This window comes from Pseudomonas sp. HP_08 (assembly GCF_055284095.1).
Map to the genome: position 1 here is coordinate 488046 of NZ_JBTOQC010000012.1, position 26120 is coordinate 514165.

A 26120-nucleotide genomic window follows, 5' to 3' on the forward strand; every position below is an offset into this window, starting at 1 on the left:
TCCCTGCATGAGCCAACACACGCGCTACAAGGTCGCCGCCGTCCAGGCCGCACCGGTTTTTCTCGATTTGCACAAGAGTATCGACAAGGCCATCGACCTGATCGCCGAAGCCGCCGGCCAGGGCGCCGCGCTGATCGCTTTTCCCGAGGTGTGGATTCCCGGTTACCCGTGGTGGATCTGGACCGATGCGCCGGCCAGCGGCATGCGCTTTGTGCAGCGCTATTTCGAAAACGCCATGGCACCCGACAGCGAGCCGTTCAAGCGCCTGCTGGATGCCGCCGCCCAACATCGCATTCATGTGGTGCTGGGTTATGTCGAGCGCAGCGGCGGCACGCTGTACCTGTCGCAGGCAATCATCGACGACGAAGGCCGGCTGGTCGGCAACCGGCGCAAGCTCAAGCCCACCCATGTCGAACGCTCAGTGTTCGGCGAAGGCGACGGCCGCGACCTGGTGGTGTTCGACACCGCTCTGGGCCGGCTGGGCGCGCTGAACTGCGCCGAGCACGTGCAGCCGCTGTCCAAATTCGCCCTGTACGCCCAGCACGAGCAAGTGCACGTCGCGGCCTGGCCGAGTTTTTCGGTGTACCGCGGCGCGGCGTTCCAGCTCAGCGCACAAGCCAACAACGCCGCCTCTCAGGTCTACGCGCTGGAAGGCCAGTGCTTTGTGCTGGCGCCCTGCGCGATTGTCGACAAGGCCATGCTCGCCGAACTGATCGACACCCCGCAAAAGGCCGAATGGCTGCTTGAAGGCGGCGGCTTCGCCATGATCTACGGCCCGGACGGCGCGCCGCTGTGCGAGCCGATTGCCGAGACGCAGGAAGGGATTTTGTACGCGGATATCGATCTGGGCAGTATTGCGCTGGCCAAGGCGGCGCTGGACCCGGTCGGCCATTACGCGCGACCGGATGTGTTGCGCCTGCTGATCAACCGCACGCCGGCGCAGCCGATGCAGGCGTGGGTGGATGACGTGGAGGCCGTGGATTCGGGCGCTTGGCTGAAGTCACTCAGCTCTCAGCCGCCCGCCGCAACGTGATTCGGGTGAGTTCCGATGGCCGGCCCAGTCGAATGGCAAATCCAGGCCACAGCGCGGTGCCGTTGTTGACGTACAGCTGCATACCGTCGACATCGTAAAAACCGGAGACAAAACCGGCATTCGCCATCGCGATCACCCGGTCAAGGAAAAGGATCATTCCACCATGGGTATGGCCGGACAACTGCACCGCCACGCCCTGGCTGGCAGAGAAGCGGGCATTGCGGGGTTGATGGTCGAGCAGAATGATCGGCGTGTCTTTCGGCGCGCCTTGCAGCGCTTTCTTGAGGTCGGGCGCGGGGAAGCCGGTGGTCGGTGCGGTGACATCGGTGACGCCTGCCAATACGATCTGCGCGCCGTCACGTTCAATCAGCGTGTGACTGTTGGCCAAAGGGATCATGCCCAGCGAAACGAAGTGCTTCATCCAGGCGGCATTGTCGAAGAAATACTCGTGGTTGCCGGGGATCACGTACACACCGTCGGGGGCATGCAGGTCACGCAGGGCGGCGACATCCTGCGTCCTGTTGCTGATGGACCCGTCGATCAAATCGCCGGTGACGACCATCAGGTCGACACCCAGCTTGTTCGACTCATTCACCACCGCTTGCGTCCAGGGCTCGTTAAACAGGCGGCTGATATGCAAGTCGGTCAGTTGCAGGACGGTGTAACCCTCAAATTGCACAGGCAGGTTTTTGATCGCAATCTCGATGTCTTTTACCGGCGGAACGCGGATCGCCTGATTGACGCCGACGGCGGCCAGCAACAGCGCCGCCGTGGCGATGCCATAACGCACGCGTGCCGGGATATTCAGGCGTCGACGGCGAATCAGCATCGCCAGCAAGGTTGCGATGTCGACAATGATCTGCAGCACCGCAATCAACAGAATCGCGCCAAATACCCCATTGAAGAGCATCACCACCGGGCGTGGAAACTCCGGAGAAAACACGCTGCCGGAAGAAAACCGCGAATACAGGTGATATTGCGAGCCAAGCAACAGCAGCAGCATGGCGACCAGCCTGGACGGTAGCGCCCACGGCATTGGCCAGATGAACCGGATAATTACGTAGAGGCAAGGCAGGCTGAACATCACGTGAAACATCAAAACTTTCCTTATGCCATAAGCAGTGGCCGATGAAAGTACCAGGCCTTGCGCGGATGATAAGGGCTTTGCAAGTCTGTTTGATACGCCTCATTCAGGCGCTCTGCATGTGGTTGAACCAGCCGGCGAACAGCAAACGCACGGCATCCGTCCAGCGTCGCCACCAGCCGCCCTCTTCAACGGCTTCAAGCGCCACCAGCGGGCGCTTGGTCAATAGTTGCTCACCGTCGAATACTTCAATGCTCCCGACCACCGTGCCTGCACTGATCGGCGCCACCAGCGGCTCGTTTATCTGCATTCGCGTCCCGGCCTTGTTCAAGCCTTTGGGCGTGGTCAGCGTCAGGTCATCGAGCACACCGACAGCCAGCGTGCGCGCATCGCCCTTCCAGACCCTGGGCGTTGCCAAGGGCGCATTGGCTTTTTCAAAGGTGTGGTTCTCATAAAAGCGAAAGCCATAAGTGAGCAGCTTCTGCGTATCGCTGGCGCGCGCGGCGGTGGAACTTGAGCCGAACACGGCGGTGATCAAGCGGCGTCCTTCTCTGACGGCCGAGGTCACCATGCAATAACCCGCAGCCTCGGTGTGCCCGGTCTTGAGCCCGTCGACAGTATTGTCCCGCCACAGCAGCAAGTTGCGGTTGGGCTGGCGGATGCCGTTCCAGGTGAAGTGTTTCCTGGCGTACAGCGGGTAGTACGCCGACTCGTCACTGATGATCGACCTGGCCAGCAGCGCCATGTCATGCGCCGACGAATAATGCCCGGGGTCGGGCAAGCCGGTCGGGTTGTTGAAATGTGTGTCATGCAGTTGCAGACGCTGCGCAGTGCTGTTCATCAGGCTGGCAAAGCTCTCGGTGCTGCCGGCAATGTGCTCGGCGAGCGCCACGCTGGCATCGTTGCCCGAATCAATGACGATGCCTTGCAACAGGTCATGCACGCTGACTGAGCTGCCCGGCTCAAGAAACATTCTGGAACCTTCGGTGCGCCAGGCGTTTTCGCTGACGACCACCGCCTCGTCAGCCTTGAGGCGCTCGGCCTGTATATAGCGGGTGGCGACATACACCGTCATCAGTTTGGTCAGGCTGGCAGGCGGCAGCCGCTCGCGGGCGTCGTGTTCGGCGATGACATGGCCGGTCGCGGCCTCCATCAACACCCAGGACCTGGCCGACAATTGTGGCGGTGAGGGAATCATGGCTTGTGGCGTCGGGGCCGCCATGCCGGTGTCGGCCCAAAGAATGCAAACAGATAGCAGGCAGATCCGTCCGGTCAGTCGTTTCACAGGCAGCAGGTCCAGGTTGGCAAAAGGCCCGCCAAAATAAGTGATGACCCTTATCAGCCCGAATTAAGCACTGTTAATAAAGTTTCATGCTGGCGGGCAATCAATCACCACCTGCGTACCGCCGGTTTGCGAGGCTTCAATCTGCAGGCTGAAAGCGTGCAAGCGAACGATGGCCGCCACCAGCGAAAGCCCAAGTCCATAGCCCGGTTGCTGGCGGCTGGCATCGCTGCGATACAAGCGCCGCAGCACGCTGTCGCGCTCGGCTTCGGGGATGCCAGGGCCGTTGTCGATCACCTCGATACGCAGCCCATTGCCCTGGGCGGTGGCCGCAAGAGAAATATGCCCGCCTGCCGGCGTGAACTTGATGGCGTTATCCAGCAAATTCACCAGGGCTTCGAACAACAAGGCCTGATCGCCTTTCATCACCGGCAGGTCAACGCCCAGTTCAAGCGCCAGCACCTGGCCTTTTTCCTGCGCCAGCGGCTCATAAAACTCGTGGACTTGCCGCAGCAGCGTGTCGGGCTGAAACAGCGCAAACGCCAGGCGGCGGCGGGTATCTTCCAGTTCGGAAATTCTCAGCAAGCCTTGAAAACGAAACATGATCGCCTCGCTCTCTTCCAGGGCTTGATTGAGGGTGAGCGCATGGCTGTCGGTCATGGGCAGTTGTTGCAGTTGATACAGGCGCGCGCGCAACCGGGTCAGCGGTGTACGCAAGTCATGGGCGATGCCATCGCAGACACCTTTGACTTCATGCAACAAACGCTCGATGTGTTCGAGCATGGCGTTAACGGCATTGGCGAGCATGTCCACTTCATCGCGTGCCGTGGAGAGCGGCAACCGCTCGCTGAGGTTGCCCGACACAATGCTTTCAGTGCTGCGCTGTAATCGTTCGACCCGCCGTAGCGGCCTGCGGCGCAGTAATTGCCAACCGATCAGGCCCGGTATGAGGGTCAGCGACAAGCCCCAGAACAGCGCTTGCCCGATAATCCCGCCGACCGCCGAAATAGAGCCGCCATCGCGCGCCAGCACCAGAATCCGGCCATCCTTGCGCCGCTGTAGAAAGGCATGGCTGCTGCGCGTCTCGCCCCGGCTGCCGGCCATGCGCAAGCCGTGCCTGAGGTAATGGACCTGACCGTCATCCGGCAGGCTGGCGCGCAGCTTTGACAGGTTACCGGCGACATACTGCCCATTGGCTTCAAACAAGCCATAGGCATCGATGCCTGGAATGGAATACACCTCGCTGCCCTGCAACTCATCGAGCAAATGCGCATCGTCGACTTTCTGGTAATAGTGCGCCCGCTGCATCAGGGTGCGCTCGGCCACCGCGCCGAGGTAAGCGGAAATGTTCCAGTACAGGACGCCGGTAAAGACAGCGCCCCAGGCGACAAAAAACAGCGCGTAAAGGCCAATCAGGCGGCTGCTGCTGGAGCGCCAGCGTTCAGTCCTGGGTGCCAAGCACATACCCCGTTCCGCGAAGGGTACGAATCAGCGGGGCGCCCTGGCCCTCGATCTTTTTACGCAACCGGCCCATGTGGACATCGATGATGTTGGTGCCCGGATCAAAGTGATAACCCCAGACTTCTTCGAACAACATGGTGCGGGTCACTTGCTGGCCGGCATGGCGCATCAGGTAAGTCAGCAGCTTGAACTCGGTGGGCAATAACGCAATGCGTTCGCCGGCGCGTGTCAGGGTGTTCTCGATCAGGTCCAGTGTCAGCGTGCCGACACTTAATTGATGCAGTGTCGAAGGGTCGGCCGGACGGCGCAGCAGCACTTCCAGGCGCACCACCATTTCGATCATCGAAAACGGCTTGGTCAGGTAATCATCGCCGCCGTGGCGTAATCCCCTGACCCGCTCGTCCACATCCGACAGCGCGCTGATCATCAACACCGGCGTGGCAATGTTCAGGTTGCGCAAGGTGCTGACAATGGTCAGGCCATCGAAGTCCGGCAACATGCGATCCAGGGTAATCACATCGTAATTGCCGGCAATGGCCATGGATAACCCGTCGCGGCCGGTGCTGGCCAGGTTCACTGCAAACCCGTGGGCCTGAAGTTCAGTGGCAATCGACTGGGCTGTCACCTCATCGTCTTCGATGACTAACGCCTGATGCATGCTTGTCTCTGGACCTCGTGTTCAAGAGTCTGGAGAGCGGCAGCCTAGGCAGTCGTTAACAAGGGGTAAATTAAATATTTATTAATGAAGGGTAATATACGCTCACACGGCATCCGGGCTGATAAGCGAGAGACTATTGATCAACGTCGTAAACACACTGACTTAGCATGCTGGATGAACTCCTCAGTCAGCTTTTCACGCGGGCCACGGGCCTGACATAGTATGCCGATACGCCGGGTTGGAGCCGGTCCGGGTAAGGGAATGCACGTAAGCGACAGCGCTGGCGACCACATAGGGCGCCAATCTGGTAGCAACGATATGCCAAACCCACGACTGACGAAGGTCGCTATGGTCATCAAGCCGTCTATTTCCAGCTTCACGTGTGGCTGAATGCCTCGATCACGTAGATACCTGTCAGCGAGACGACCTCCCCTGATACGCCTGTCATACCGAATGTAAGGCTCTGTGCGTAAAAGATCATGTGCATTTTCAGTGCCTTTGAAAGTCCCAGGAGCGAGAACGATCAGCGGCTCCTCAGTGAGCGGATGCCACTCGCACGACTTGGGAATATTGAAATTGGGCTCTACCAGTAGCGCAGCATCAAGCATTCCAGCAACGACTTTTTCTGAGAGTGCTGGAGAGTACCCAACGTCTACAAAGACAGACAAGTCGGGATGCACTTCGTACATGCGCTCAAGTATGGGTGAAAAGATCGAGGTGGTTGCGGAGAAGAAAGTGCCGATACGCAGTTGCCCATGCTCAGCGTTATCGAGCGCAGCAGCACGCAGGTCGCTAACGCTACTGACAATACCCTTCGAATGCTCCAATAGACGACGACCTGCCTGCGTAACCTTCACCGCTCGACCACACCTGCTGACCAGCGGAACCCCAAGGTCGTCCTCAAGCGTCCGGATACGAGCGGCAACAGCGGCCGGGGTAAGGTCAAGACGCCTGGCGCCCTCGGCAATTGATCCACATTCAACCACCGTTAAAAAGCTTTGTAAGAAGCGTGAATCCATGAACGCCACCCGAGAAGAAGATTTTTCTATTGTTCAAACCCGTTTTTTTATGCTTTCACACAATAAATCTTTTGTAGATAATGTGTCCAAACAAAAATGCAGGACGATGTCTGCCATTTTCCTGGATACGAAGCGCGACCTCCAGAGGGAAGCTCCGGCCATGCCGGTGGTTATCGGCCCTTGATTCCCATGATAAGGAGCACGTAGAAATGGATATCACGAACGTTCGAGATCATGTTTCGCAAGCACAGTGGCTGGTCTGCCAGGTCGAGTTTGCTGTCGCCCCCTGCCACTCTGAATTCCTCATCAACTCCTCAGGTTGTTATACGAAGGGATCCTGCATCGCACTTCATGAAAATCGATTTGACGGACGCCACCCTCTTTAATCCAAACGTCGCGCACGGGATCAACCACTGCGTGCATTAGTTCATTGCTTTATCGCTTCAATCCTGCCTGAGCCGAAGAGTTACCACGGCAACTGATTGCTATGGGCCACTAACAATAAGAGGTAACTTCATGAGCACTTCCTTAGAAAAACAGGTTACTCGCAAGATCTTCATCAGGCTTATGCCATTGCTGATATGCCTTTACATCATCTCCTACCTCGACAGGGTCAATGTCGGGTTTGCCGCTCTTACAATGAATGCTGACATAGGCCTTACGGCGACTGTCTACGGATGGGGAGCCGGGCTGTTCTTCGTCGGATACTGCCTATTTGAAGTCCCCAGTAACCTCATGATGGCAAAGGTGGGTGCACGTCGCTGGATTGCTCGAATCCTGCTCACGTGGGGCATCATCGCCACGTGCATGTCCCTGGTTGAGGGCCCTAAAAGCTTTTTGGTGATGCGTTTCCTCTTGGGTGTAGCAGAAGCAGGCTTCTTCCCGGCTGTTATTGTCTACCTCACCCTGTGGTTCCCGGCCAGATATCGTGCGCGAATCATCTCTACGTTCATGCTTTCGATTCCGATCTCGTTGGCCATCGGTGCTCCGGCATCAACCGCCTTGTTGCAACTCGATGGGATGCTGGGTCTCAAAGGATGGCAGTGGCTTTTTATTATCCAAGGCCTTCCAGGTGTACTGATGGTAGGGGTCGTTCTCAAATACCTCACCGACTCACCAAAAGCTGCGAAGTGGCTAACAGATGCCGAGAAGGATTGGCTGCAAGCTGAACTGGATAAAGACACACAAACTAACGCATCGCCGGGAAGCACCAACGCGTCTGTCTTGAAGGTATTTTTCAACCCTGCAATCATTGCTTTGTGCGCTATCTATTTCTGCGCATGCGCCGCCAACGTCGGGCTTTCAATGTTCCTGCCTCAGATTCTCAAGCAGCAGGGTTTTGTAGGGATGGAGATTGGATATGTGACGGCAATACCTTACCTTATTGGATGCGTTGGAATGTTGGCCATTGGCTTTCTTTCAGACCGTTTCCAAAAGCGTAAAGCGTATCTGATCGCAGCCTTGTTGCTTATCGCAGGCGGTCTGGGTGGAGCCGGTTGGCTGTCAGGCAGCTCTTTGGCAATCGTAGCAATGTGCGTCGCCACGATAGGCATCATGGGTTGCAAGGGACCATTCTGGCCACTGCCAGCGCTGTATCTGAGCGGTACAAGTGCAGCTGCAGGGATTGCACTGATCAACTCGGTAGGTAATCTGGGAGGCTTCTTTGGTCCAGGCATTATAGGTATGGCAAAAGAGGCTACCGGCAGCTTCGCCAGCGGCCTATACCTCTTGGCTGGACTGGCGATTCTGGCAGTCCTGATTACCATGATCTTTATATCGGATTCCGGACGAAGCAAGAAAAAGGCGGTTGTTATAGGGAATGCCGATAATGTAAGTCGCTAAGCTGGGCAGCACGTCATTTGCTCTACGCAAACACACCTAAAGCGACCCGCCTCGGCGGGTCGCTTTTTATATATTTCGCCTGATGGATGGGTTGAGTTGGCTGGCTGAAGCCGCCACAGGCCTGGATCAGAGGCTAGCGTTATCTCAACCTGCCACTGACAATTACAGGTCTGCTTGAAGCATCAGGATTGAGAGTGCTTCGCGGTGCGGCTGTTGAACAGCTGGCAGACGACAACAAAGAACACCGGCACAAAGAAGATCGCCAGAATCGTCCCGGAGAGCATGCCGCCGATCACCGCCGTGCCTAATGCGTTCTGGGCGCCAGCACCGGCGCCACTTCCCAGCACCAGCGGCAATACGCCCAGAATGAACGCGAGCGAGGTCATCAGGATGGGGCGCAAACGCATGCGCACCGCCTCCAGTGCTGCGTCGATCAGGCTTTTGCCTTGCTCGTGCAGATCCTTGGCAAACTCGACAATCAAGATGGCATTCTTGGACGCCAGACCGATGGTGGTGAGCAGCCCCACCTGAAAGTACACATCATTCATCTTCCACGTCAGGATCGCGCCGATCAGTGCGCCAAGGACACCCAGCGGCACGACCAGAATGACTGAAACAGGTATCGCCCAACTTTCGTACAACGCGGCCAGGCACAAGAACACGATCAGAATAGAGAGCGTATACAAAAGTCCGGTCTGACCCGTTGAGGCTTTTTCCTGCAGGGACAGGCCGGTCCACTCATAACCGATGCCTGCTGGCAACTGGGCAACCGCTGCCTCGACGATAGCCAGGGCTTCGCCGCTGGAGGCCGCGCCGGGCATGGCCATACCGAGAATCTGCACTGAGGGTGAGCCGTTGTAACGTTCCAGGCGCGGCGAACCCGATGTCCAGCGAGCACTGGCGAATTCGGTGAAAGGCACCATGGTTCCTGCGCTGTTGCGCACGTACCAACGACCAATGTCCTGGGGCAGCATGCGAAACGGCGCGTCTGCCTGAAGCATGACCTTTTTCACCCGGCCCTTGTCGAGGAAGTCGTTGACGTAGCTACTGCCCCACGCCGTGGCGAAAGTATCGTTGATATCCGACATCGACAGCCCCAGCGTTCCGGCCTTGTGAGAATCGATTTCGAGTCGAAATTCGGGAGTGTCTTCTTGTCCGTTGGGGCGCACGGCCACCAGCCGAGGATCTTTGGCCAGGGTGGCCAGCAACTGGTTGCGCGCCTGCATCAGCGCCTCATGCCCGAGGTTGGCCCGATCTTGCAGCATCAGGTCAAAGCCTGTGGCGTTGCCCAGCTCAGAGACCGCTGGCGGCGCAAAGGCAAAGACCTGGGCATCGCGAATTTTCGCAAAGTAAGCCCCCGCCCTGGCCGCGACACCGACCACGCTCAGGGCTTCACCCTGGCGCTCATTCCATGGGCGTAATTTGACGAATGCAAAGCCGGTATTCTGACCGCTGCCCGCGAAACTGAAACCGGACACGGCAAATACGCCCGCCACGGCGTCTTGCTGATCAACCAGATAGTGGTGCTCGACTTGCCTGATGATCTCGTCGGTGCGTTTTGCGGTCGCACCGGGCGGTAGCTGAATCAAGGTAAACAGCGTGCCCTGATCTTCATCGGGCAAAAATCCCACTGGCAATTTGCTGAACCCCAATACCACCAGCGCCAATAACCCCACGTAGACCAGCATGTAGCTTTTTTGCTTGCCCAGCATATGCCGAACCATGCCTTGATAACGGTGGTTGCCGCGGTCAAAGGTGCGGTTGAACCAACCAAAAAATCCACGATTGGTCAGGGCGTGTCCCTTGGCAACCGGCTTAAGTAATGTGGCGCACAGTGCCGGGGTCAGGACCATCGCCACCAGTACCGAAAGGCTCATGGCAGACACAATAGTGATTGAGAACTGACGGTAGATCACGCCCGTAGAGCCACTGAAGAATGCCATCGGGATAAAGACGGCCGCCAGTACCAGCGCCACACCGATCAGGGCACCGGTGATCTGCTGCATGGATTTACGCGTAGCTTCTTTAGGCGCCAGGCCTTCCTCGCTCATCACTCGCTCGACGTTCTCCACCACGACGATGGCGTCATCCACCAGCAAGCCAATTGCCAACACCATGGCGAACATCGTCAGGGTATTAATACTGAAACCAAAAGCTGCAAGTACACCAAAGGTACCGAGCAGCACGACGGGTACGGCAATGGTCGGAATCAGCGTGGCACGCAAGTTTTGCAAGAACAGGTACATCACCAGAAACACCAGAACCACCGCCTCAATCAGCGTGCGCACCACCTCTTCAATGGAAATACGTACAAACGGCGTGGTGTCGTAAGGCTTGAATACTTTCATGCCCGGCGGAAAAAAACGCTCTAGCTCGGTCAGTCGAGCGTCGACGGCGTTGACCGTATCCAGCGCGTTGGCACCTGCAGCGAGTTTAATGGCCAACCCTGCAGCCGCCTTGCCGTTGTAGCGGCTGGCAGTGCTATAGCTTTCACTGCCCAGTTCCATGCGGGCCACGTCGCGAAGACGAACCTGAGCACCATTACTCTGGGTTCGAAGCAGAATGTCCTCAAACTCCTGCGCCGTGCGCAAACGTGTCTGGGACGTGATCGTGGCGTTGAGTTGCTGATTGGCGGCGGCAGGCAATGCACCTAGCTGGCCGGCCGAGACTTGAACGTTCTGCGCTTCAATCGCGCTTTTGACGTCCAGGGGCGTCAAGTTGAAATTGACCAGCTTATCCGGGTCCATCCAGATCCGCATGGCGTACTGCGAGCCGAACAGCGTGGTTTCACCCACGCCGTCCAGGCGGCCGATCGCGTCCTGAACATTGGCCGCCACATAGTCCGACAGATCGGAGCCATTCATGCTGCCATCTTCAGAGGTGAAGGCCAGGACATTCAAGAAGTTGACAGTGGACTTGGTGACGGTCACCCCTTGCTGCTGTACTTCTTGCGGCAACAGTGGCGTGGCAAGCGAAAGTTTGTTCTGCACCTGCACTTGGGCGGTGTCAGGGTCTGCGCCGTTCTCGAAGGTCAACGTGACGGTAACAGCCCCTGAAGACTCGCTGGTCGAGGCCATGTAGCTGAGTCGGTCAAGGCCTTTCATCTTTTGTTCGATGACTTGCGTAACAGTGTCTTCCAGCGTTTTCGCGGAGGCGCCCGGGTAGTTGGCGGTAATAGAGATCGCGGGCGGAGCAATACTCGGGTACTGGGCAATCGGCAGTGTAAGGATGGACATAAGCCCGGCCAGCATCACGATGATGGCGAGGACCCAGGCGAAAATCGGGCGATCAATAAAAAAACGTGCCATGAAGGTTTACCCGAGACTCAGTGAAGGGAAGATGGCGAAGGCTCGACAGCCGCTGTTGGAGGCGCAGGCTGCCAAGGCACCGTCGTCACCTCGACACCCGGCACGGCGCGTTGCTGACCGTCCACGACCAGCTTGTCGCCCGGTTTCAGGCCGCTGCCGATCAACCACTGATCGCCCACGGCGCGTTCCGTGGTTAGCGTGCGGCGCTCCAGCTTTTGATCGGCACCGACCACATAGGCAATCGGCTTACCCGTGCTGTCGCGCGACACCGCTTGCTGCGGCACCAGCAAGCCGTTCTCTTTGATGCCTTCTTGCAGCACGGCACGTACGTACATACCCGGCAGCAAGTCTGCGTTGGGGTTTGGAAAGAGCGCGCGCAGCGTGATGGCTCCGGTGTCCTGATCAACGGTGACGTCTGAAAACTCAAGAGTGCCTTGCAGCGGGTACACGCTGCCGTCCTCAAGAACAAGCTGCACGTTGGCGGCGCTGGCACTGCTTTTTTGCAGATCCCCGCGCGCCATCGCTTGCTTCAAGCGCAACAGCGAAACGCTGGGCTGGGTGACATCAACGTAAATCGGGTCAAGCTGCTGGATGGTCGCCAGCGCGTCGGTCTGGCTGGCTGTCACCAAGGCGCCGGGAGTGAAGCTGGACTTGCCGATGCGGCCTGAAACAGGCGCTTCAACACGCGTGTAGGCGAGGTTGATGCGACTGCTTTCGACATTGGCCCTGGCCGAGGCAACGTCCGCCTCGTCTTGCCCCAGTGAGGCGCCTACATCATCGTAATCCTGCTGGCTTACCGCATTGATCACCAACAGCTCCTTGTAACGCTCAGCCTTCAGACGGCTGGATTTCAGCGTGGCCTGAGCCTTGGCGAGAGCCGCAATATTGCTTTGATGGGTCGCGTTATAGGTGGCGGGGTTGATGGTGTAGAGCACGTCACCGGCCTTGACATCACTGCCCTCGCGAAAAGCCCGCGTCTGCACGATACCGTTGACCTGAGGGCGTACCTCGGCGATCAGATACGGAACCGTACGCCCAGGCAACTCAGTGGTGAACACCACAGGCTGAGGTTGCACATAAATCACTCCCACCTCGGGCGTTCCAAGGGGCGGTGGCGGCCCTCCCGGTGGTTTTCCACATCCGCTCAACATGCCCACTGAAACAACAGCCACCGCAACCCTCAGGCAAGAGGTCAAAGGAAAACTCATGGGAAGCTCCAGACGCACGACTAAAAACCGGAATATAACGATACCGAACTGTACCGTAAAGTATTTTGACAGCGTTCGGGCGTCCAATAATAATGTACCGCCTGGTATCGAATAAGGAGCTACCTCTTGCGTGTACTCACCGACGTAAAACGGGACGCCATTCTTCAGGCGGCTGCAGAGATCTTTCAGGAAGATGGTTTTGAAGGGGCATCAATGGCTCAGGTGGCTGCCAGAGTAGGCGGCTCAAAATCCACGCTGTATCGCTATTACAGCTCCAAGGAGGAGCTGTTCCTGGCGGTGAGTCATGACGCCGCAAAGCGCCATATCGTGCCCAGCCTTGAACAATTGTTGGTGAGCAAAGACAAGGACCTGTCCCAGGCACTGCGCCGCTTTGGTGAAGTGGCTATCACCATCGTTTCAAGCGATACAACGATCAAGACGCTGCGCACCGTTATCAGTGAGTCGGGGCGCAGTGATATCGGACAACGCTTCTACGAGGCAGGGCCGAAAATCGGCCTGCAAGCATTAGCCGGTTTTTTTCAGAACAACATGGATGCCGGACATATGCGTCAAGCAGACCCTGCGGCAGCGGCACGCCATCTGATGGCCTTGTTAGAGTCGGAAACCGTGCAGCCCCGTCTGATGGGGATCAAGGTCCAATTGTCGACCACCGAAATACGCGAGGCGGTACACCGTGCAGTCGACACATTCTGGAGGGGTTACGCAACGGCAGGGTAACGGGTTGATGCCTCACGCCAGCACCCGACGCGATAGCTGCCAGCGCGATTTACGATTGGTCATTACGCAAACGATCATCCAGTGTTATTCGCCCCACACCGTGAGCAACCCTCCATCCAAGACCGGATTCAAGGATTTAACGCATGATCACGTTGTTGATCGTCGGCCGACGCCGCCCTGGCAGTACCCTCGCAGAACATCGCCATCATATTCGCCATATCCATGGCGAACGGGTTCGAGAATACATCGAAGTTGATCCACACCACGCGCCACGTCGTTACGTGCAAAACACCGTCCAGGACGCAACGGTGCGTGCGGGCTCACCGGCCCATGACCCGCTCGCCTTGAACCGCGATTTTGTCACCCAGATAAGCTTTGACGACATCGATTCAATGGTCCGTTCACGTCAACAGCCGTTTTACCTTGAACATCTCAAGCATGACGAAGACCGCTTTGTAGACCAGGAAAACGTGGTGATGCTCAACATTTGCGAGCGTGTGCTTCAGGCCGGCGAGCCCTGCATTCAGTCTCCCAAGTTATTTGCCTTCGTGTCCCGCGCCCCAGAGATTGAGCCCAGTGATTTTCGGCACGCCTGGGCCAGGAGCCATGCAGCGCTCCTGGCCTCTCCCCTGGGAAAAACGATAACCAGGCACGTGCAGAACGATGTGCTGCCGGGCAAGAGCCCGACCTACGATATCGAGGGGGTCGCCGAGATTTGGTGCACCGCCGAAGCGCCCATGCCTGCCCTGCTGAGCTGGTATCGGGACTGGCTGGAGCATGAACTGGTCAAGCCGGGCCTGGCCCGTGCTCATTTACAATTTTTGTTGTGGGTCGAAGAAGACGTGATCTTTGCCGGCGACAACTAAAAAAGCTGCTGGACCGACTGCCCTGATTAATCATGGGCAGTCGGCGCGCTCACTCACAGACGAAAATTTCCAACCGCCGCTTGCAACTCATCGCCGACCTGACGCAACTCAAGCGTCGACTCGTGCAGTTGCAGGCTTTGCCGGGTACTGCCCTGCGCAATGGCACGTAATCGCCCCAGGCTTTCGCCCACCTGCCCGGCCACCTGGTTCTGCTGCCGGGCGGCTGCCGCGATGTGCTGGTTCATCTGGTCGATGCTCGACACGGCCCCGGTGATGCGAGTCAAGGCCAACGCGGCCTGCTCTGCCAGAACCACCGTTTCATCCGTCAGCACCCGGCTGCCCTGCAAACGCCCCGAGGCATCGCGCACCACAATGCCCAGACGAGTGATCAGGCTCTCTATTTCCCGGGTCGAACGCTGTGTGCGCTGGGCCAGCCCGCGTACCGCGTCGGCAACCACTGCAAAGCCACGGCCATGCTCGCCTGCCCGCGCGGCTTCAATCGCCGCATTCAGGGCCAGCAGGTTGGTTTGCTCGGCCACGGCCTTGATCACATCGAGCACGCTACCAATGGCGGCGCTTTCTTCGAGCACGGTCTGCATCGCCCCGGCACAGCCGTTCATCTCAAGCGCAAGGCAATTGATTTTTCCACTCGCCAGACGCACCAGCTCATCCCCTTCATGGGCCTGGCTGCTGGCGAGCGTGACCGCCGTACTGGCCTGCTCGGCATGACGCGCCACCTCCATGGCCGTGGCCGTCATCTGCTGCATGGCTGTGGCGGCAAGGTCGGTTTCGTGGCGCTGCTGCACAACGCCTGCCCCGCTGTGCTCGATGACCTGGACCATGCTGCCCGCCGTGTCATCCAGCGATGTCACGCCCTGGCCGATACGCCCGACCAGCGCACGCAGGTTGCCCAGCATGTTGCTGACCGTTTTCAGCAGCCCCAACTCGTCGGCACGCGGTGAATGCGCAAGCTCACCGCTCAAGTCGCCTGCGGCAACACGCTGCGCCAGTTGTACCGCCTGGCGCAAAGGCTGGAGGATCAGGTGGCGAATCAGCACGCTGGCAGCGATGCCAAACACGATCGCCAGCAAGCTGATAAGCCCCAATTGTCGATAGGCATTCTGGCTGTCGGTCATGATCGCAGACGCCTGCTGCTGATGGGTTTGCGCAAGCAGCGCGGCGATGCGCCCGGTTTGAGTGTTCATGGCGATACCGCTCTGCGCCGCCTGCGCACGATCGGCGACGAATTGCTCGAAGGCCTTGCGGTAATCCTGAAAAGCCGTACGCGCCACGCTCAATGACGTTTGTTGTTGATCGTTGAGGTCGCGCGCCAGGCTTTCCATGGAGGCCAGCACATCGCTGATGCTGGTTTCCCAGTCACTGCGGTAGCGCTCTTCGCCATCGAGGGAGTAATACAGCTCGCTGTTGCGCAACCTGGCGAGTTTATCGTGCAGCGCAGAGGTCTGTTCCAGGCGCAACATTTGCCCGGCACTCAGGGCCTCACCGCGTTCGAGCCGGGCATTGAGCACATCCATCTGATCAAGAAATACCCCGGTAAACGTGTCACCCACGGTTTTCGCCCGTTCCTGCATGCGCAGGCGTGCTTCACGGGCCTGGCGCAGGGAATCGCAGTAGCGCAGGAACTGTTCCAGATAGTCGGCACTTGAACGGCGCATCGCCTCGCGCTGGTCGGCACTGGTCCGGGGACTGTCGAGTTGTTGCTCCAGCGAGTCGATATTGGCAGTCACCTCGGCGGCGGCCTGTGGTGAAAGGCTCAGGGCAAACTCTTTTTCAGCGATCCGGGCGTGTAGCACCAGCGCTTGAATCGTCGATTCGCTGCGCAGTTGCTCACTGCGCGCCTGCATGACGCCCAGCGAGCGAAAGGCGGTCAACGCAACGCCCAGGGTAAACATCAACACCAGGCCAAAACCCAGCGACAGTTTGAAACCGACCGACACATTGGCCAGCTTACGACTCAACACGCGCAGTAACCCACTCATCAGCGTGGCTTCTGGTAGTACCCGACCACCACCAGATAGTCGTGGGTCTTGCGAATCAGCGCATGCTTGTCTTCGACTTTTGAAGTGACCGGGCTTTTCCAGCGATAAGCGTAAGTTGCGCGGTCGCGCGTTGACATCAGGTCAACGATGGGCCTGCCGATCGGCTTGCCATCGGCGTCCTTGATGGTCGTGAAGTCCACGCCCAACAACCGTGAGTTGTAACCATGGGCCAGATAACGATGACTGACCCGATCGATCACAAACACATAAAGATCATCCAGACGATAGTCGGCAGAAAGATCGTTGATGGCGGCGAGCGTGGCTGCCGGGTCTTTCTGCAATGCAGCCACCGCACGCTCCAGCAAGCTGTCTGCCTGCTTCTCGCTGGCACGCGGCAGCGAGTGATCCACCGCCAGAATGCGCTCGCCCAGGCGCTGGTAGAACACATGCTTAAGTTCTGCCCTGCCCTCACGTGCATTCATCCAGCGGTAATCGGCGCTGCCGACAATGCCTTCCGGCAGGGTCAATGCGTTGGCGAAAGCACGTTGCAGTTCCGGGTCCAGCACTGTGGATACATCACGGCCAATCAGCACGGCCGAGTTGCCGCCGCTGGCCAACAGCGTGCCTTTGGTATCGACCACAAAGACATAATGCTCGCCGTCGATAAACTCGCCCTGACGGCTGAACGCGGCAAAGGCGGCGTCACCCTGGGTGCGGTAATACTCGGCGGCACGGGTGAGTAACTGCCGCGCCTGATCGGCATCATCAGGGATCGGCGTCGCGGCACTGGCCTGGCTTGCGGCGATAGAGAGAATCAGCCCATAACCTATAGCGCTCACTGCGTGCATTGGTTTGCTCCGTTGTTGTTGTTTTTGTCATTGGCCGTGCATCAGTGTCAGGAAAAGGCCGATACCTGGCCAATCGCAAGTGGCGATGCGATGTATCGGCAAAGGCGATAGCGCGTGTCCAGCGCAGTGTCGCAATGATGTTACGCACGTTTTAATTTTCAAAGACGCATGCGATAATCGTTCTCATTAACTATCTGCACAGGGCGCTGCCCATGGAAAATCGTTGATGAGCGACGGCCAGCATCGAGCTTTGTTCACCGCCCTGTATGGCGAGCATCACACCTGGCTGCAACGCTGGTTGTACCGTCGCCTGGGCTGCCGGGAAGTGGCTGCCGATCTTGCGCAAGACACTTTCGTCAGGGTGCTGGGCAAGCCTGTGTTGGGCGATGTCGAGCAGCCGCGGGCCTATTTGTCGACGATTGCCCACAGCCTGTTCGTCAACCTGTTGCGGCGCCGGCAACTGGAGCGCAGTTACCTTGAGGCACTGGCGCAGTTGCCTGAAGAACGGGTGCCGTCGCCAGAAGAGCGCTGGCAGTTGTTTGAGGCACTGCAAGCCATCGACGCCATGCTCGACGGCTTGCCTGCCAAAGTGCGCCACGCCTTTTTGCTGTCGCAGCTCGAAGGCCTTACCCACCGCCAGATTGCCGAGCGCCTGGGCGTGTCGCAAAGTTCGGTGCGCCAATACATTGCCCAGGCGTTGTTGCGGTGCATGGCAGCGGTGGCCGAGGAGCAACGCTGATGGCCGCCAACCTGTCAGCACAGGCGCAGGCACAGCAACAGGCGGCCGACTGGTACGCGCTGCTGTCGTCAGGCGAAGTCAGCGACGCCGAGCGCAACCAGTGGCAAGCATGGCTGGCCAGCGCGCCGGAGCATGCCCGCGCCTGGACACTGGTCGAGGATGTGGTGCTGCGTTTTCAGGGGCTGCCGCCCGCCGTGGCGCAGGCCACCTTGCAGACGCCGGCACTGGACCGGCGTGCCGCGCTCAAGTTGCTTGCCGCGCTGCTGGCGGTCGGTGGCGCCGCAGCCGCCGGTGTGCAGACGCCGGTCTGGCGCCGCGAATTTGCCGATCTCACTACCGGCACCGGCCAGCGCAACGCCTGGACGCTCAGCGACGGGACGCACCTGCATCTGAACGCCCGCAGCGCCGTCGATGTGCAGTTCGATGCACAGCAACGCCGGCTGCGCCTGCACCGTGGCGAGATCGTGGTCAGCACCGGGCATGATGCGCAACGCCCGTTCGTGGTCGAAACCGCGCAGGGCCTGATCACCGCGCTGGGCACCCGCTTCATGGTCAGTGCGCGCGATGACGAGGTCGACGTCTCACTGTTCGACGGCCTGCTCGACATTCACCCCTTCGGCGCCGGCGTAAAACGCCTGCAGGCCGGCCAGGCCACGCGAGTGCAACGCAACCTTGCACCGCTGATCACACCGTTCAATCCGCATGTGGCGGCCTGGGAGCAAGGTCTGATCTTTGCCGAGGGCCTGACGCTGGACCGCTACCTTGCCCATCTGGCGCAGTACCGTCCGGGTTTGCTGAGCTGCGATGCGGCGGCGGCCAGGTTGCGCGTCTCTGGCGTATTCGCCCTGGTCGAAAGCGACCGCCTGCTGGCGCAACTGCAAGACATTTTGCCGGTACGGGTTCGCTACTTTTCGCGCTATTGGGTGCGGGTCGAGGCCCTGACGTCGGCGGTTTGAAAAAATAATTCATCCTGCACTGACACTTTTGCGTTTTCGCTTGGCATTCACAGTGCGACTCACTCATTGGAGCACTTGTGGTGACAACCCCTTTCAATTCACGCCGCCCTTTCAAGATTTCCCGCCTGACCCGCAGCCTGTGTGCCTGCATGGTACTGGGCGTGCCGGTCCATTCGCTCGGCGCAGACGCAAACCCGAAGCCTGCCTCTGCGCCACGGGTCAATATTGCCAGCGGCTCGCTCACCCAGGTGTTGTCGAACTTTGCCGCCGCCAATGGCGTTGCCCTGATCTACGACACGCGCCTCACCGAAGGCTTGCGCAGTCCGGGCCTGAGCGGCCAGTACGGGCTGCACGAGGGCTTTTCATACCTGTTGAGCGGCACCGGGCTTGAACTGACGGGCAGTGGCCAGACGTTCCAGTTGCACCGCCGGGCCTCGACAACCCTGGAAGATACGCTGGTGCAAGACGCACGCCCGGGCCTGGGCAGCACCACTGAACACAGCGGCTCCTACACCACCGGCAGCATGAGCACCGCGACCCGGCTGCCGCTGTCGATCCGCGAAACGCCGCAGTCGGTCAGCGTGGTCACGCGCCAGCGCATGGACGATCAGGACATGACGCGCCTGGAAGATGCACTCAAAAACGTCACCGGCGTCAACGTCATGTATGAAAGCTCCGACCAGGTGCGCTTCTATTCGCGCGGCTTTGCGATGGATAACGTTCAGGAGGATGGCGCCAGTTCGTGGTTTCAGGGCAGCGTGCCGGGCATGGGTTCTGCCGAAGCGTCAAGTGACTCGCCAGACATGGCCATCTACGACCGGGTCGAGGTGCTGCGCGGTGCGTCGGGCCTGACCCAGGGCGCTGGCGAGCCGGGCGGCACCGTCAACCTGATTCGCAAGGCGCCCACACGCGACTTTCAATTCTCGACCCGCCTGAGCGCCGGCTCATGGGACAAATACCGCCACGAGGCCGACGTGTCCGGGCCGCTGAACGACGACGGTTCGCTGCGCGGGCGGATGGTCACGGTGTACCAGGACAGCCAGTCGTTCGTCGACTATGTGCAGTCGGACCGCCAGGTGGTCTTCGGCACGCTGGCTTACGATGTGTCTGCCGACACGACCCTGACCACCGGCTACACTTGGCAAAAGTCGCGCACCGTGCCCAACCTGTACGGGGTGCCGATGTCCACCGACTACAGCAGCCTGGACGTGTCGCGCTCAACCTTCCTGGGCGCCAGCTGGAACAACAAGACCTTCGAGAAAAACAATCTTTTCGCCGAGGCTGAACACCGTCTGAACGATAACTGGACCATGACCGGCTCGCTCAACTACACCCACGCCCAGGGCTACGGCCAGTTCATCGGCGTATTCGGCAACGGCGTGGCAGGCGTTGGCCCGGCCGGCACGGCACGCCTGAACAACGAGATCCACAGGGACAGTAACGGCGATCAATACGCGGCAAACCTCAACCTCAGCGGCCATTTCCCGCTGTTGGGGCGCAGCCATGAACTGGTACTGGGCGGCGACTATCAGAAGGAGCACTACGACAACCGCTTGGGCACCTTTGCCAATACCTCATTAGTGGATGTCTATACCTTCGCGCCGTCCAGCGTGGCAGAGAACACGGTGCCGTACCGCAACCGCTATCGCTATGACAACTACCAGCGCGCGGTCTATGCCGCGACCCGGTTCAACCTGCGCGACGACCTGAAGCTGATTCTGGGCAGCCGCTACAGCAGTTTCTACTTCAACTCGCGGTTCAAGAACCTCACCACAGGCAACGAATCACACTCGCCGTACAGCGAAGACGGCAAGCTCACACCCTACGGCGGGCTGGTGTGGGACTTCACCGACAACCTCTCGTGGTACGCCAGCTACACCAGCATTTTCAAGCCGCAGAATCTGGTCAACGAAGCCAACTCACCGCTCAAGCCTATCGTCGGTGCCAACTATGAAACCGGCATCAAGGGCGCCTGGTTTGGCGGCGACCTCAATGCGTCGGCGGCGGTGTTTCGCATCATTCAGGAAAACCGCGCCATCGATAGCGGTAACCCCGCCTGCGTCGTCAACTGCTACGAAGCCGCCGGCAAGGTGCGCAGCCAGGGACTGGAGCTGGAAGCATCGGGCGCGCTCAGCGATCGCTGGCAGGTGTACACCGGCTACACCTTCAGCCGCAGTGAATACCTTGACGATGAGTCCGCCACCCTCAAGGCCGGAGACCCTTACGGCCAGTGGTTCCCCAAGCACATGTTCCGGCTGTACAGCGATTACAGGCTGGCGGCAGGCGGTGACCGCTGGAGCATTGGCGGTGGCCTGACCAGCCAGAGCAGCACCGACACCACCCGCGACATGTACCAGGGCGGCTACACGCTGTTCAATGCCAGCGTGGCCTACCGCCTGGACCGGCACACGACGGTGAGCCTGGTGGGCAATAACCTTACCGACAAGGTCTATTACATCCCGGTGTCCAATCGTCACCGTGGCGGCAACAACTTCTACGGCGACCCGCGTAACGCCACATTGACGGTCAAGTGGACGTACTGAGCGATCAGTCAATGCCTGCACGTTCATGGCAGTCGATCACCTGCTGCGCTGTCGCATAACACACACGGGGCCTGCACACCCGGCCCTGTGCATTTATGCAAGATGCGGCTATCGATTTGCCGGTATCGGCTTTTTTCCGTACGCCCCCACTCCCTACAGTAAGCACGACTTCAACGGCGACCCGCGCTCGCCTTACTCAGGAATCGTGCATGTCCAGTCTGTCTTTGCGTGTAGAACGGATCGAGCCGCTCACACCCACCATCCGCCGCCTGATTCTGGTCGATGAAAGCGGGCAACGCTTGCCGGGCTTTACCCCCGGTGCGCACATCGAAGTGCAGATCCCGGGCGAGAAAAGCCAGTGGCGCGCCTATTCGCTGGTCAACCTGCCCAACGATGACTACTACGAAATCGCCGTGCAGCTCGAAGACCGCAGCAGCGGCGGTTCGCGCTGGATTCATGGCGTGCAGGTCGGCGAGCCGGTCACCGTACGCGCGCCCAAAAATCACTTCGAGCTGATGGACGCCGCCGATGACTACCTGCTCATCGCCGGTGGCATCGGTATTACGCCGATTCTCGGCATGGCCCGCTCGCTGGCAAGCCGCCGCCTGCCGTTCACCCTGCACTACGCAGGCCGCGCGGCGGCAGGCATGGCGTACCTCGCTGAAGTGCAGGCCCTGGCCACGGCGCAGTGCTGGGTCAGCGGCGGCGATCCGGCCTTGCGCATGCCGTTATCCACGCTGCTGGGCTCGCCGGCAAGCGGCCGCCAGCTGTATGTCTGCGGCCCCAAATCACTGATCACCAGCGTCCTGCAAACCGCACGCGATTGCGGCTGGGACGACAGCCAGGTTCACAGCGAACTGTTTATCGGGGCGCTGGGTGCCGACAGCAGCCTGGAGGCAGAAGCGGGCTTTGAGGTCGAGTTGCGCGCCAGCGGCGTCACGTTACAGGTGCCGGCGGGCCAGACCGTGCTGGAGGCGATGATCGAGGCCGACCTGGACCCGATGTTCGACTGCCGGCGCGGCGACTGCGGCGTGTGCGTGGCTCAGGTGCTGGAAGGCGCGGTCGAGCACCGCGACATCTGCCTGTCCGAGCGCGAGCGTGCCGAGGGCAGTTTCTGTACCTGCGTCTCACGCGCCAGCGGCGCCCGGCTGGTCCTCGATTTGTAAGCATGACTTTTTTATGGCCGTCAAAAAGGAAACCTCATGATTCCCAGCAATGAACAGATCGCGGCCCTGATCCGCGACGACAGCGTGCATAAAAGCGTCTACACCGACCCGCAGCTTTTCGAGCTGGAAATGCAGCGTATCTATGGTCAGGCATGGATCTATGTCGGCCATGAAAGCCAGGTCAAAAACGTCGGTGACTACCACACCACGCGCATCGGCGATCAGGATGTGATCCTGGTTCGCGGCGCCGACAAACAGGTCAACGTGCTCTACAACCGCTGCCCGCACAAAGGCGCCAAGCTGGTGGCCGAAGGCGACGGCAATGTCGGCAAGTTCTTCCGCTGCCCGTACCACGCCTGGACCTTCAAGCTCGACGGCCAGCACCTGTCGGCACCGCTCAAAAACGGCTTCGAGGGCACCTGCTTCAATCCAAAACACCCCGATTTCTCCATGGTCAGCCTGGCGCGGGTCGACAGCTATCGCGGCTTTGTCTTCGCCAGCCAGATCGACCACGGCCCCGACCTGAAAAGCTTTCTCGGAGGCGTGATCACCTCCATCGATAACCTCTGTGATCGCTCACCGGTCGGTGAAGTGGAAGTGGCTGGCGGTATTTTCAGGGTCCAGCAGCGCTCGAACTGGAAGGTCTTCTACGAGAACCTGCACGACACCATGCATGCCCGCGTGACCCATGAATCCTCGGTCGATGCCGCCCGCGACGAAGCTGAATCACTGGGCGAAATGCCCTTCGAACTGCTGATCATGGACGGCAACGGCGAGCCGTATGACTTCTGGGAGAAACTCGAGCTGCGCGCCTATAACAATGGCCACGGCTACATGGAAGCGATCTTCGACCCGGCCGCCGCCGAGCGTGACGAGGTCTCCAAAGAGCATTTCGAGTGCCTGACCCAGGCCTACGGCGAAGAGCGTGCGCGCAGCATTCTGGGCATGAACCGGCACAACACGGTGATCTACGGCAGCGGCTCGCCACACACGGTGTTCATGCAGTTTCGGGTGATCCGCCCCATCGCCGTGGACCGCACGCTGGTCGAGATTCAGACCTTCCGCTGCAAAGGTGCGCCGGATGCGGTGTTCGACCGCGCCCTCACCTACGCCAACGTGATCAACTCGCCCTCCTCCAATGTCATGCCCGACGATGTCGAGGTTTATGCCCGCTGCCAGGAAGGCAACATGACCCGTGGTGGCGAGTGGATCAGCATGCACCGCTACGCCGGCACCGATCAGTTGCTGCCCGACGGCGCAGTATCGACCAATGGCACCAGCGAGCTGCCCATGCGCAATCAGTTTGCCGCGTGGAAGCACTACATGAGCGCCACTGTGATTGCCAAGGACTCTGTGATTGCCAAGGATTGCGTGATTGCCAAGGAGAGCACCCATGTTGCTTGATCGCACGGTCGACGTTTCGACCCAGGACCTGACGCCTGCGCAAGTCCCCGCTGAAACCCTGCGCCAGCTCGAACACTTTCTGTATCAGGAAGCGCGGCTGCTGGATGAGCGGCGCTTCTGGGAATGGGACCAGCTGTTTACCGATTCGGGCATGTACTGGGTGCCGCAGAAACACGGCCAGGTCGATCCGTTCGATCACATCTCGCTGTTCTGGGAAAACCGCATGCTGCGCGAGGTGCGCATTCGCCGGGTCGAAAACGTGCGCAACTGGTCGCAACAGCCGGTGACGCGCACCGCGCACCTGGTGGGCAATGTGATGGTCGAAGGCCTCGATCGCCAGGGCCTGCTGGTGGTGAGCGCGACGTTTCAGGTCAGTGAATGGCGCCTCGATCAGCGCCAGTTGGCCGGGCGCTACACCTACAAGCTGGCGACCCAGGACAACGGCGAGTGGAAAATCCAGCTCAAGCGGGTCGACCTGATCAACTGCAACGACGTGTTCGCCAACCTTGAGGTGTTCGTCTGATGAGCCGCCCGACGCTGATCGCCCTGCACTATCAGAACGACGTGCTGCACCCCGACGGCCGCATTCGTGTGGGCCTGGCCGCCGACGATCCGGCACGCAGCGCATTGATCAGACAAGCCGTGGCGCTGCAACAAGGCGCCCGCGAGCGCGGCTGGCCGATCATTCATGTGCGCGTGGCCTACCGCCCCGACTACAGCGACCTGGTCCAGAACGCACCGATTCTGCGCGCCGTGGCTGCCAGCGGTGCCGTTCAGGACGGCACATGGGGCGCAGCGTTTTATCACGACTTGCAGCCGCAAGCGGGGCCACTGGAATTCGTGGTGACGCACACGCGCATCAATGCCTTTCATGGCACACCGCTGAGTACCCTGCTGCGTCAACTGGAAGCCCGGCACCTGTTGATTGCCGGCGTGGCCACCCATTCAGTGGTCGAAAGCACGGTGCGCGATGCCGTGGACCGGGGCTTTGACGTCACCGTGCTGAGCGATGCCTGCGCCGCCGCACAACCGGCCATTCACCTGGCGTCGCTGGAAAGCATGCGCCTGATCGCCAGCATCAGCGATGTGCCAGGCATTCTGGAGTGCAGCGCATGACCTCGACATTCTCCCTGCAGGGCAAGGTGGCTATCGTCACCGGCAGCACCCAAGGCCTGGGCACCGACATTGCCCGTCAACTGCTGCACGCCGGCGCCAGTGTGATGCTGGTCGGGCGCAGCCGCGAAACCGGTGCGGCGCTGGCCATCGAACTGGGCGAGCGCTGCCGCTTTGTCGCGTGCGATGTGGAACTGGACGACGACATCGAGCACTGCATAGACGCGACGCTGAGCGCCTTGGGGCGCCTGGACATCGTGGTCAACAACGCCTGCATTTATGAAGACCAGGGCCTGCTGTCGGACCGCGCACAGTGGCTGCGCACGCTGAACGTCAATCTGGTCTCGGCGGCGATTTTCGTGCAGAAGGCAACGCCGCACATGAGCGAAGGCGGCACCGTCATCAACATCGGCAGCACCGGTGGCAAGTTCGGTGCCGCAGGCCGCGCGCTGTACCCGGCCTCCAAGGCCGCCATGCTGCAATTGACCCGTAACCTGGCCGTGACCCTGGCGCCAGCGGGCATTCGCGTGGTCAGCGTGTCGCCCGCCTGGACCTGGTCGCCAACGGTGGCCGGCCTCAGTGGCGGCGACATCGCCGTGGCCGACAGAGTGGGCGCATCGTTTCACCCGCTGGGCCGTGTAGGCCGTGGTGACGAAGTCGGCCAGGTTGTTGCATTCCTGTGCAGCCACGGCGCGTCATGGGTGACCGGCGTCGATATTCCGGTGGACGGCGGCTTCTCGATTCTGGGCCCTGACCAAGGCCTGTCGCCTCGGGTATGGTTCGAGCGGCTGCGCGACAACGTCTGATAACAACACTCACCCGACCTGATTGAATCGATAACGAGGACACGAC

Annotated in this window: 22 protein-coding genes and 1 pseudogene; 13 read left to right on the forward strand and 10 right to left on the reverse strand. The window is 59.8% G+C overall.

Features of this window, described 5'->3' with window-relative positions; all coding sequences use genetic code 11:
- The first annotated feature begins 7 nt into the window (after nucleotides 1–7).
- On the forward strand, nucleotides 8–1033 hold the full coding sequence (locus tag ACYAS9_RS13780) for a carbon-nitrogen hydrolase family protein (RefSeq protein WP_463568846.1): 1026 nt from the start codon (nucleotides 8–10) through the stop codon (nucleotides 1031–1033).
- Here the strand turns inward: ACYAS9_RS13780 and ACYAS9_RS13785 are convergent.
- The 5 genes from ACYAS9_RS13785 to ACYAS9_RS13805 all read right to left on the reverse strand — a co-directional run bounded on the left by ACYAS9_RS13785 (nucleotide 1005) and on the right by ACYAS9_RS13805 (nucleotide 6537).
- Nucleotides 1005–2129 carry a metallophosphoesterase gene (locus tag ACYAS9_RS13785; RefSeq protein ID WP_463568847.1) on the reverse strand — a complete coding sequence of 375 codons (1125 nt, stop codon included), beginning with the start codon at nucleotides 2127–2129 and terminating at the stop codon, nucleotides 1005–1007. The two genes, ACYAS9_RS13780 and ACYAS9_RS13785, sit on opposite strands and share 29 nt — an antisense overlap.
- A 94-nt stretch (nucleotides 2130–2223) precedes the next feature.
- Nucleotides 2224–3408 (reverse strand): D-alanyl-D-alanine carboxypeptidase family protein, encoded by a 1185-nt coding sequence (locus ACYAS9_RS13790; RefSeq protein WP_463568932.1) that lies wholly within the window; start codon nucleotides 3406–3408, stop codon nucleotides 2224–2226.
- Between the two features lie 78 nt (nucleotides 3409–3486).
- Nucleotides 3487–4863, reverse strand: a complete 1377-nt coding sequence (locus ACYAS9_RS13795) for a sensor histidine kinase (RefSeq protein ID WP_463568848.1) — start codon at nucleotides 4861–4863, stop codon at nucleotides 3487–3489.
- Nucleotides 4841–5518: a response regulator transcription factor gene (locus tag ACYAS9_RS13800; protein ID WP_463568849.1), complete on the reverse strand. Its 678-nt coding sequence runs from the start codon at nucleotides 5516–5518 to the stop codon at nucleotides 4841–4843. The genes ACYAS9_RS13795 and ACYAS9_RS13800 overlap by 23 nt, the downstream gene beginning before the upstream one ends.
- 140 nt (nucleotides 5519–5658) lie before the next feature.
- Nucleotides 5659–6537 carry a LysR family transcriptional regulator gene (locus tag ACYAS9_RS13805; RefSeq protein WP_463568850.1) on the reverse strand — a complete coding sequence of 293 codons (879 nt, stop codon included), beginning with the start codon at nucleotides 6535–6537 and terminating at the stop codon, nucleotides 5659–5661.
- Here ACYAS9_RS13805 and ACYAS9_RS13810 point away from each other — a divergent pair.
- Entirely contained in the window at nucleotides 6536–6721 is a 186-nt protein-coding gene (locus ACYAS9_RS13810) for a hypothetical protein (protein WP_463568851.1), read from the forward strand. The two genes, ACYAS9_RS13805 and ACYAS9_RS13810, sit on opposite strands and share 2 nt — an antisense overlap.
- Before the next feature lie 332 nt (nucleotides 6722–7053).
- The gene (locus tag ACYAS9_RS13815) at nucleotides 7054–8379 is read left to right on the forward strand and encodes an MFS transporter (protein ID WP_463568852.1); all 1326 of its coding nucleotides are present in this window, start codon (nucleotides 7054–7056) and stop codon (nucleotides 8377–8379) included.
- Nucleotides 8380–8561: 182 nt separating this feature from the next.
- Here the strand turns inward: ACYAS9_RS13815 and ACYAS9_RS13820 are convergent, their stop codons facing one another.
- The gene (locus ACYAS9_RS13820; protein ID WP_463568853.1) at nucleotides 8562–11687 is read right to left on the reverse strand and encodes an efflux RND transporter permease subunit; all 3126 of its coding nucleotides are present in this window, start codon (nucleotides 11685–11687) and stop codon (nucleotides 8562–8564) included.
- Nucleotides 11688–11704: 17 nt separating this feature from the next.
- Nucleotides 11705–12895: an efflux RND transporter periplasmic adaptor subunit gene (locus ACYAS9_RS13825; protein WP_463568933.1), complete on the reverse strand. Its 1191-nt coding sequence runs from the start codon at nucleotides 12893–12895 to the stop codon at nucleotides 11705–11707.
- A 126-nt stretch (nucleotides 12896–13021) separates the two neighbouring features.
- Here ACYAS9_RS13825 and ACYAS9_RS13830 point away from each other — a divergent pair, with 126 nt between their 5' ends.
- Both ACYAS9_RS13830 and ACYAS9_RS13835 read left to right on the forward strand, forming a co-directional pair.
- Complete coding sequence (locus ACYAS9_RS13830; RefSeq protein WP_463568854.1) at nucleotides 13022–13633, forward strand: TetR/AcrR family transcriptional regulator; 612 nt, start codon at nucleotides 13022–13024, stop codon at nucleotides 13631–13633.
- 143 nt (nucleotides 13634–13776) lie between these two features.
- Nucleotides 13777–14499 carry an EthD domain-containing protein gene (locus ACYAS9_RS13835; protein WP_463568855.1) on the forward strand — a complete coding sequence of 241 codons (723 nt, stop codon included), beginning with the start codon at nucleotides 13777–13779 and terminating at the stop codon, nucleotides 14497–14499.
- Between the two features lie 53 nt (nucleotides 14500–14552).
- On the opposite strand, the gene ACYAS9_RS13840 is transcribed toward ACYAS9_RS13835, so the two are convergent.
- The 3 genes and pseudogenes from ACYAS9_RS13840 to ACYAS9_RS13850 all read right to left on the reverse strand — a co-directional run bounded on the left by ACYAS9_RS13840 (nucleotide 14553) and on the right by ACYAS9_RS13850 (nucleotide 17347).
- Entirely contained in the window at nucleotides 14553–15416 is an 864-nt protein-coding gene (locus ACYAS9_RS13840; RefSeq protein ID WP_463568934.1) for a methyl-accepting chemotaxis protein, read from the reverse strand.
- Nucleotides 15417–15443: 27 nt separating this feature from the next.
- Nucleotides 15444–16499: pseudogene (locus tag ACYAS9_RS13845) on the reverse strand (methyl-accepting chemotaxis protein); the annotation flags it as partial.
- Nucleotides 16499–17347, reverse strand: a complete 849-nt coding sequence (locus ACYAS9_RS13850; protein WP_463568856.1) for a cache domain-containing protein — start codon at nucleotides 17345–17347, stop codon at nucleotides 16499–16501. The gene ACYAS9_RS13850 and the pseudogene ACYAS9_RS13845, both read right to left, overlap by 1 nt.
- A gap of 226 nt (nucleotides 17348–17573) precedes the next feature.
- Here ACYAS9_RS13850 and ACYAS9_RS13855 point away from each other — a divergent pair, with 226 nt between their 5' ends.
- From ACYAS9_RS13855 to ACYAS9_RS13890, 8 genes are all read left to right on the forward strand, one after another.
- Complete coding sequence (locus tag ACYAS9_RS13855; protein ID WP_463568857.1) at nucleotides 17574–18086, forward strand: sigma-70 family RNA polymerase sigma factor; 513 nt, start codon at nucleotides 17574–17576, stop codon at nucleotides 18084–18086.
- Complete coding sequence (locus ACYAS9_RS13860; RefSeq protein ID WP_463568858.1) at nucleotides 18086–19042, forward strand: FecR domain-containing protein; 957 nt, start codon at nucleotides 18086–18088, stop codon at nucleotides 19040–19042. Before ACYAS9_RS13855 ends, ACYAS9_RS13860 begins: the two co-directional genes overlap by 1 nt.
- A gap of 80 nt (nucleotides 19043–19122) precedes the next feature.
- Nucleotides 19123–21585 (forward strand): TonB-dependent siderophore receptor, encoded by a 2463-nt coding sequence (locus ACYAS9_RS13865; protein WP_463568859.1) that lies wholly within the window; start codon nucleotides 19123–19125, stop codon nucleotides 21583–21585.
- 209 nt (nucleotides 21586–21794) lie between these two features.
- Nucleotides 21795–22751 carry a PDR/VanB family oxidoreductase gene (locus ACYAS9_RS13870; RefSeq protein WP_463568860.1) on the forward strand — a complete coding sequence of 319 codons (957 nt, stop codon included), beginning with the start codon at nucleotides 21795–21797 and terminating at the stop codon, nucleotides 22749–22751.
- Between the two features lie 36 nt (nucleotides 22752–22787).
- Nucleotides 22788–24155 carry an aromatic ring-hydroxylating dioxygenase subunit alpha gene (locus ACYAS9_RS13875; protein WP_463568861.1) on the forward strand — a complete coding sequence of 456 codons (1368 nt, stop codon included), beginning with the start codon at nucleotides 22788–22790 and terminating at the stop codon, nucleotides 24153–24155.
- On the forward strand, nucleotides 24145–24678 hold the full coding sequence (locus ACYAS9_RS13880; RefSeq protein WP_463568862.1) for an aromatic-ring-hydroxylating dioxygenase subunit beta: 534 nt from the start codon (nucleotides 24145–24147) through the stop codon (nucleotides 24676–24678). The genes ACYAS9_RS13875 and ACYAS9_RS13880 overlap by 11 nt, the downstream gene beginning before the upstream one ends.
- Nucleotides 24678–25271: a cysteine hydrolase family protein gene (locus ACYAS9_RS13885; protein ID WP_463568863.1), complete on the forward strand. Its 594-nt coding sequence runs from the start codon at nucleotides 24678–24680 to the stop codon at nucleotides 25269–25271. Before ACYAS9_RS13880 ends, ACYAS9_RS13885 begins: the two co-directional genes overlap by 1 nt.
- The gene (locus tag ACYAS9_RS13890) at nucleotides 25268–26074 is read left to right on the forward strand and encodes an SDR family oxidoreductase (protein WP_463568864.1); all 807 of its coding nucleotides are present in this window, start codon (nucleotides 25268–25270) and stop codon (nucleotides 26072–26074) included. Before ACYAS9_RS13885 ends, ACYAS9_RS13890 begins: the two co-directional genes overlap by 4 nt.
- Nucleotides 26075–26120 lie beyond the last annotated feature (46 nt).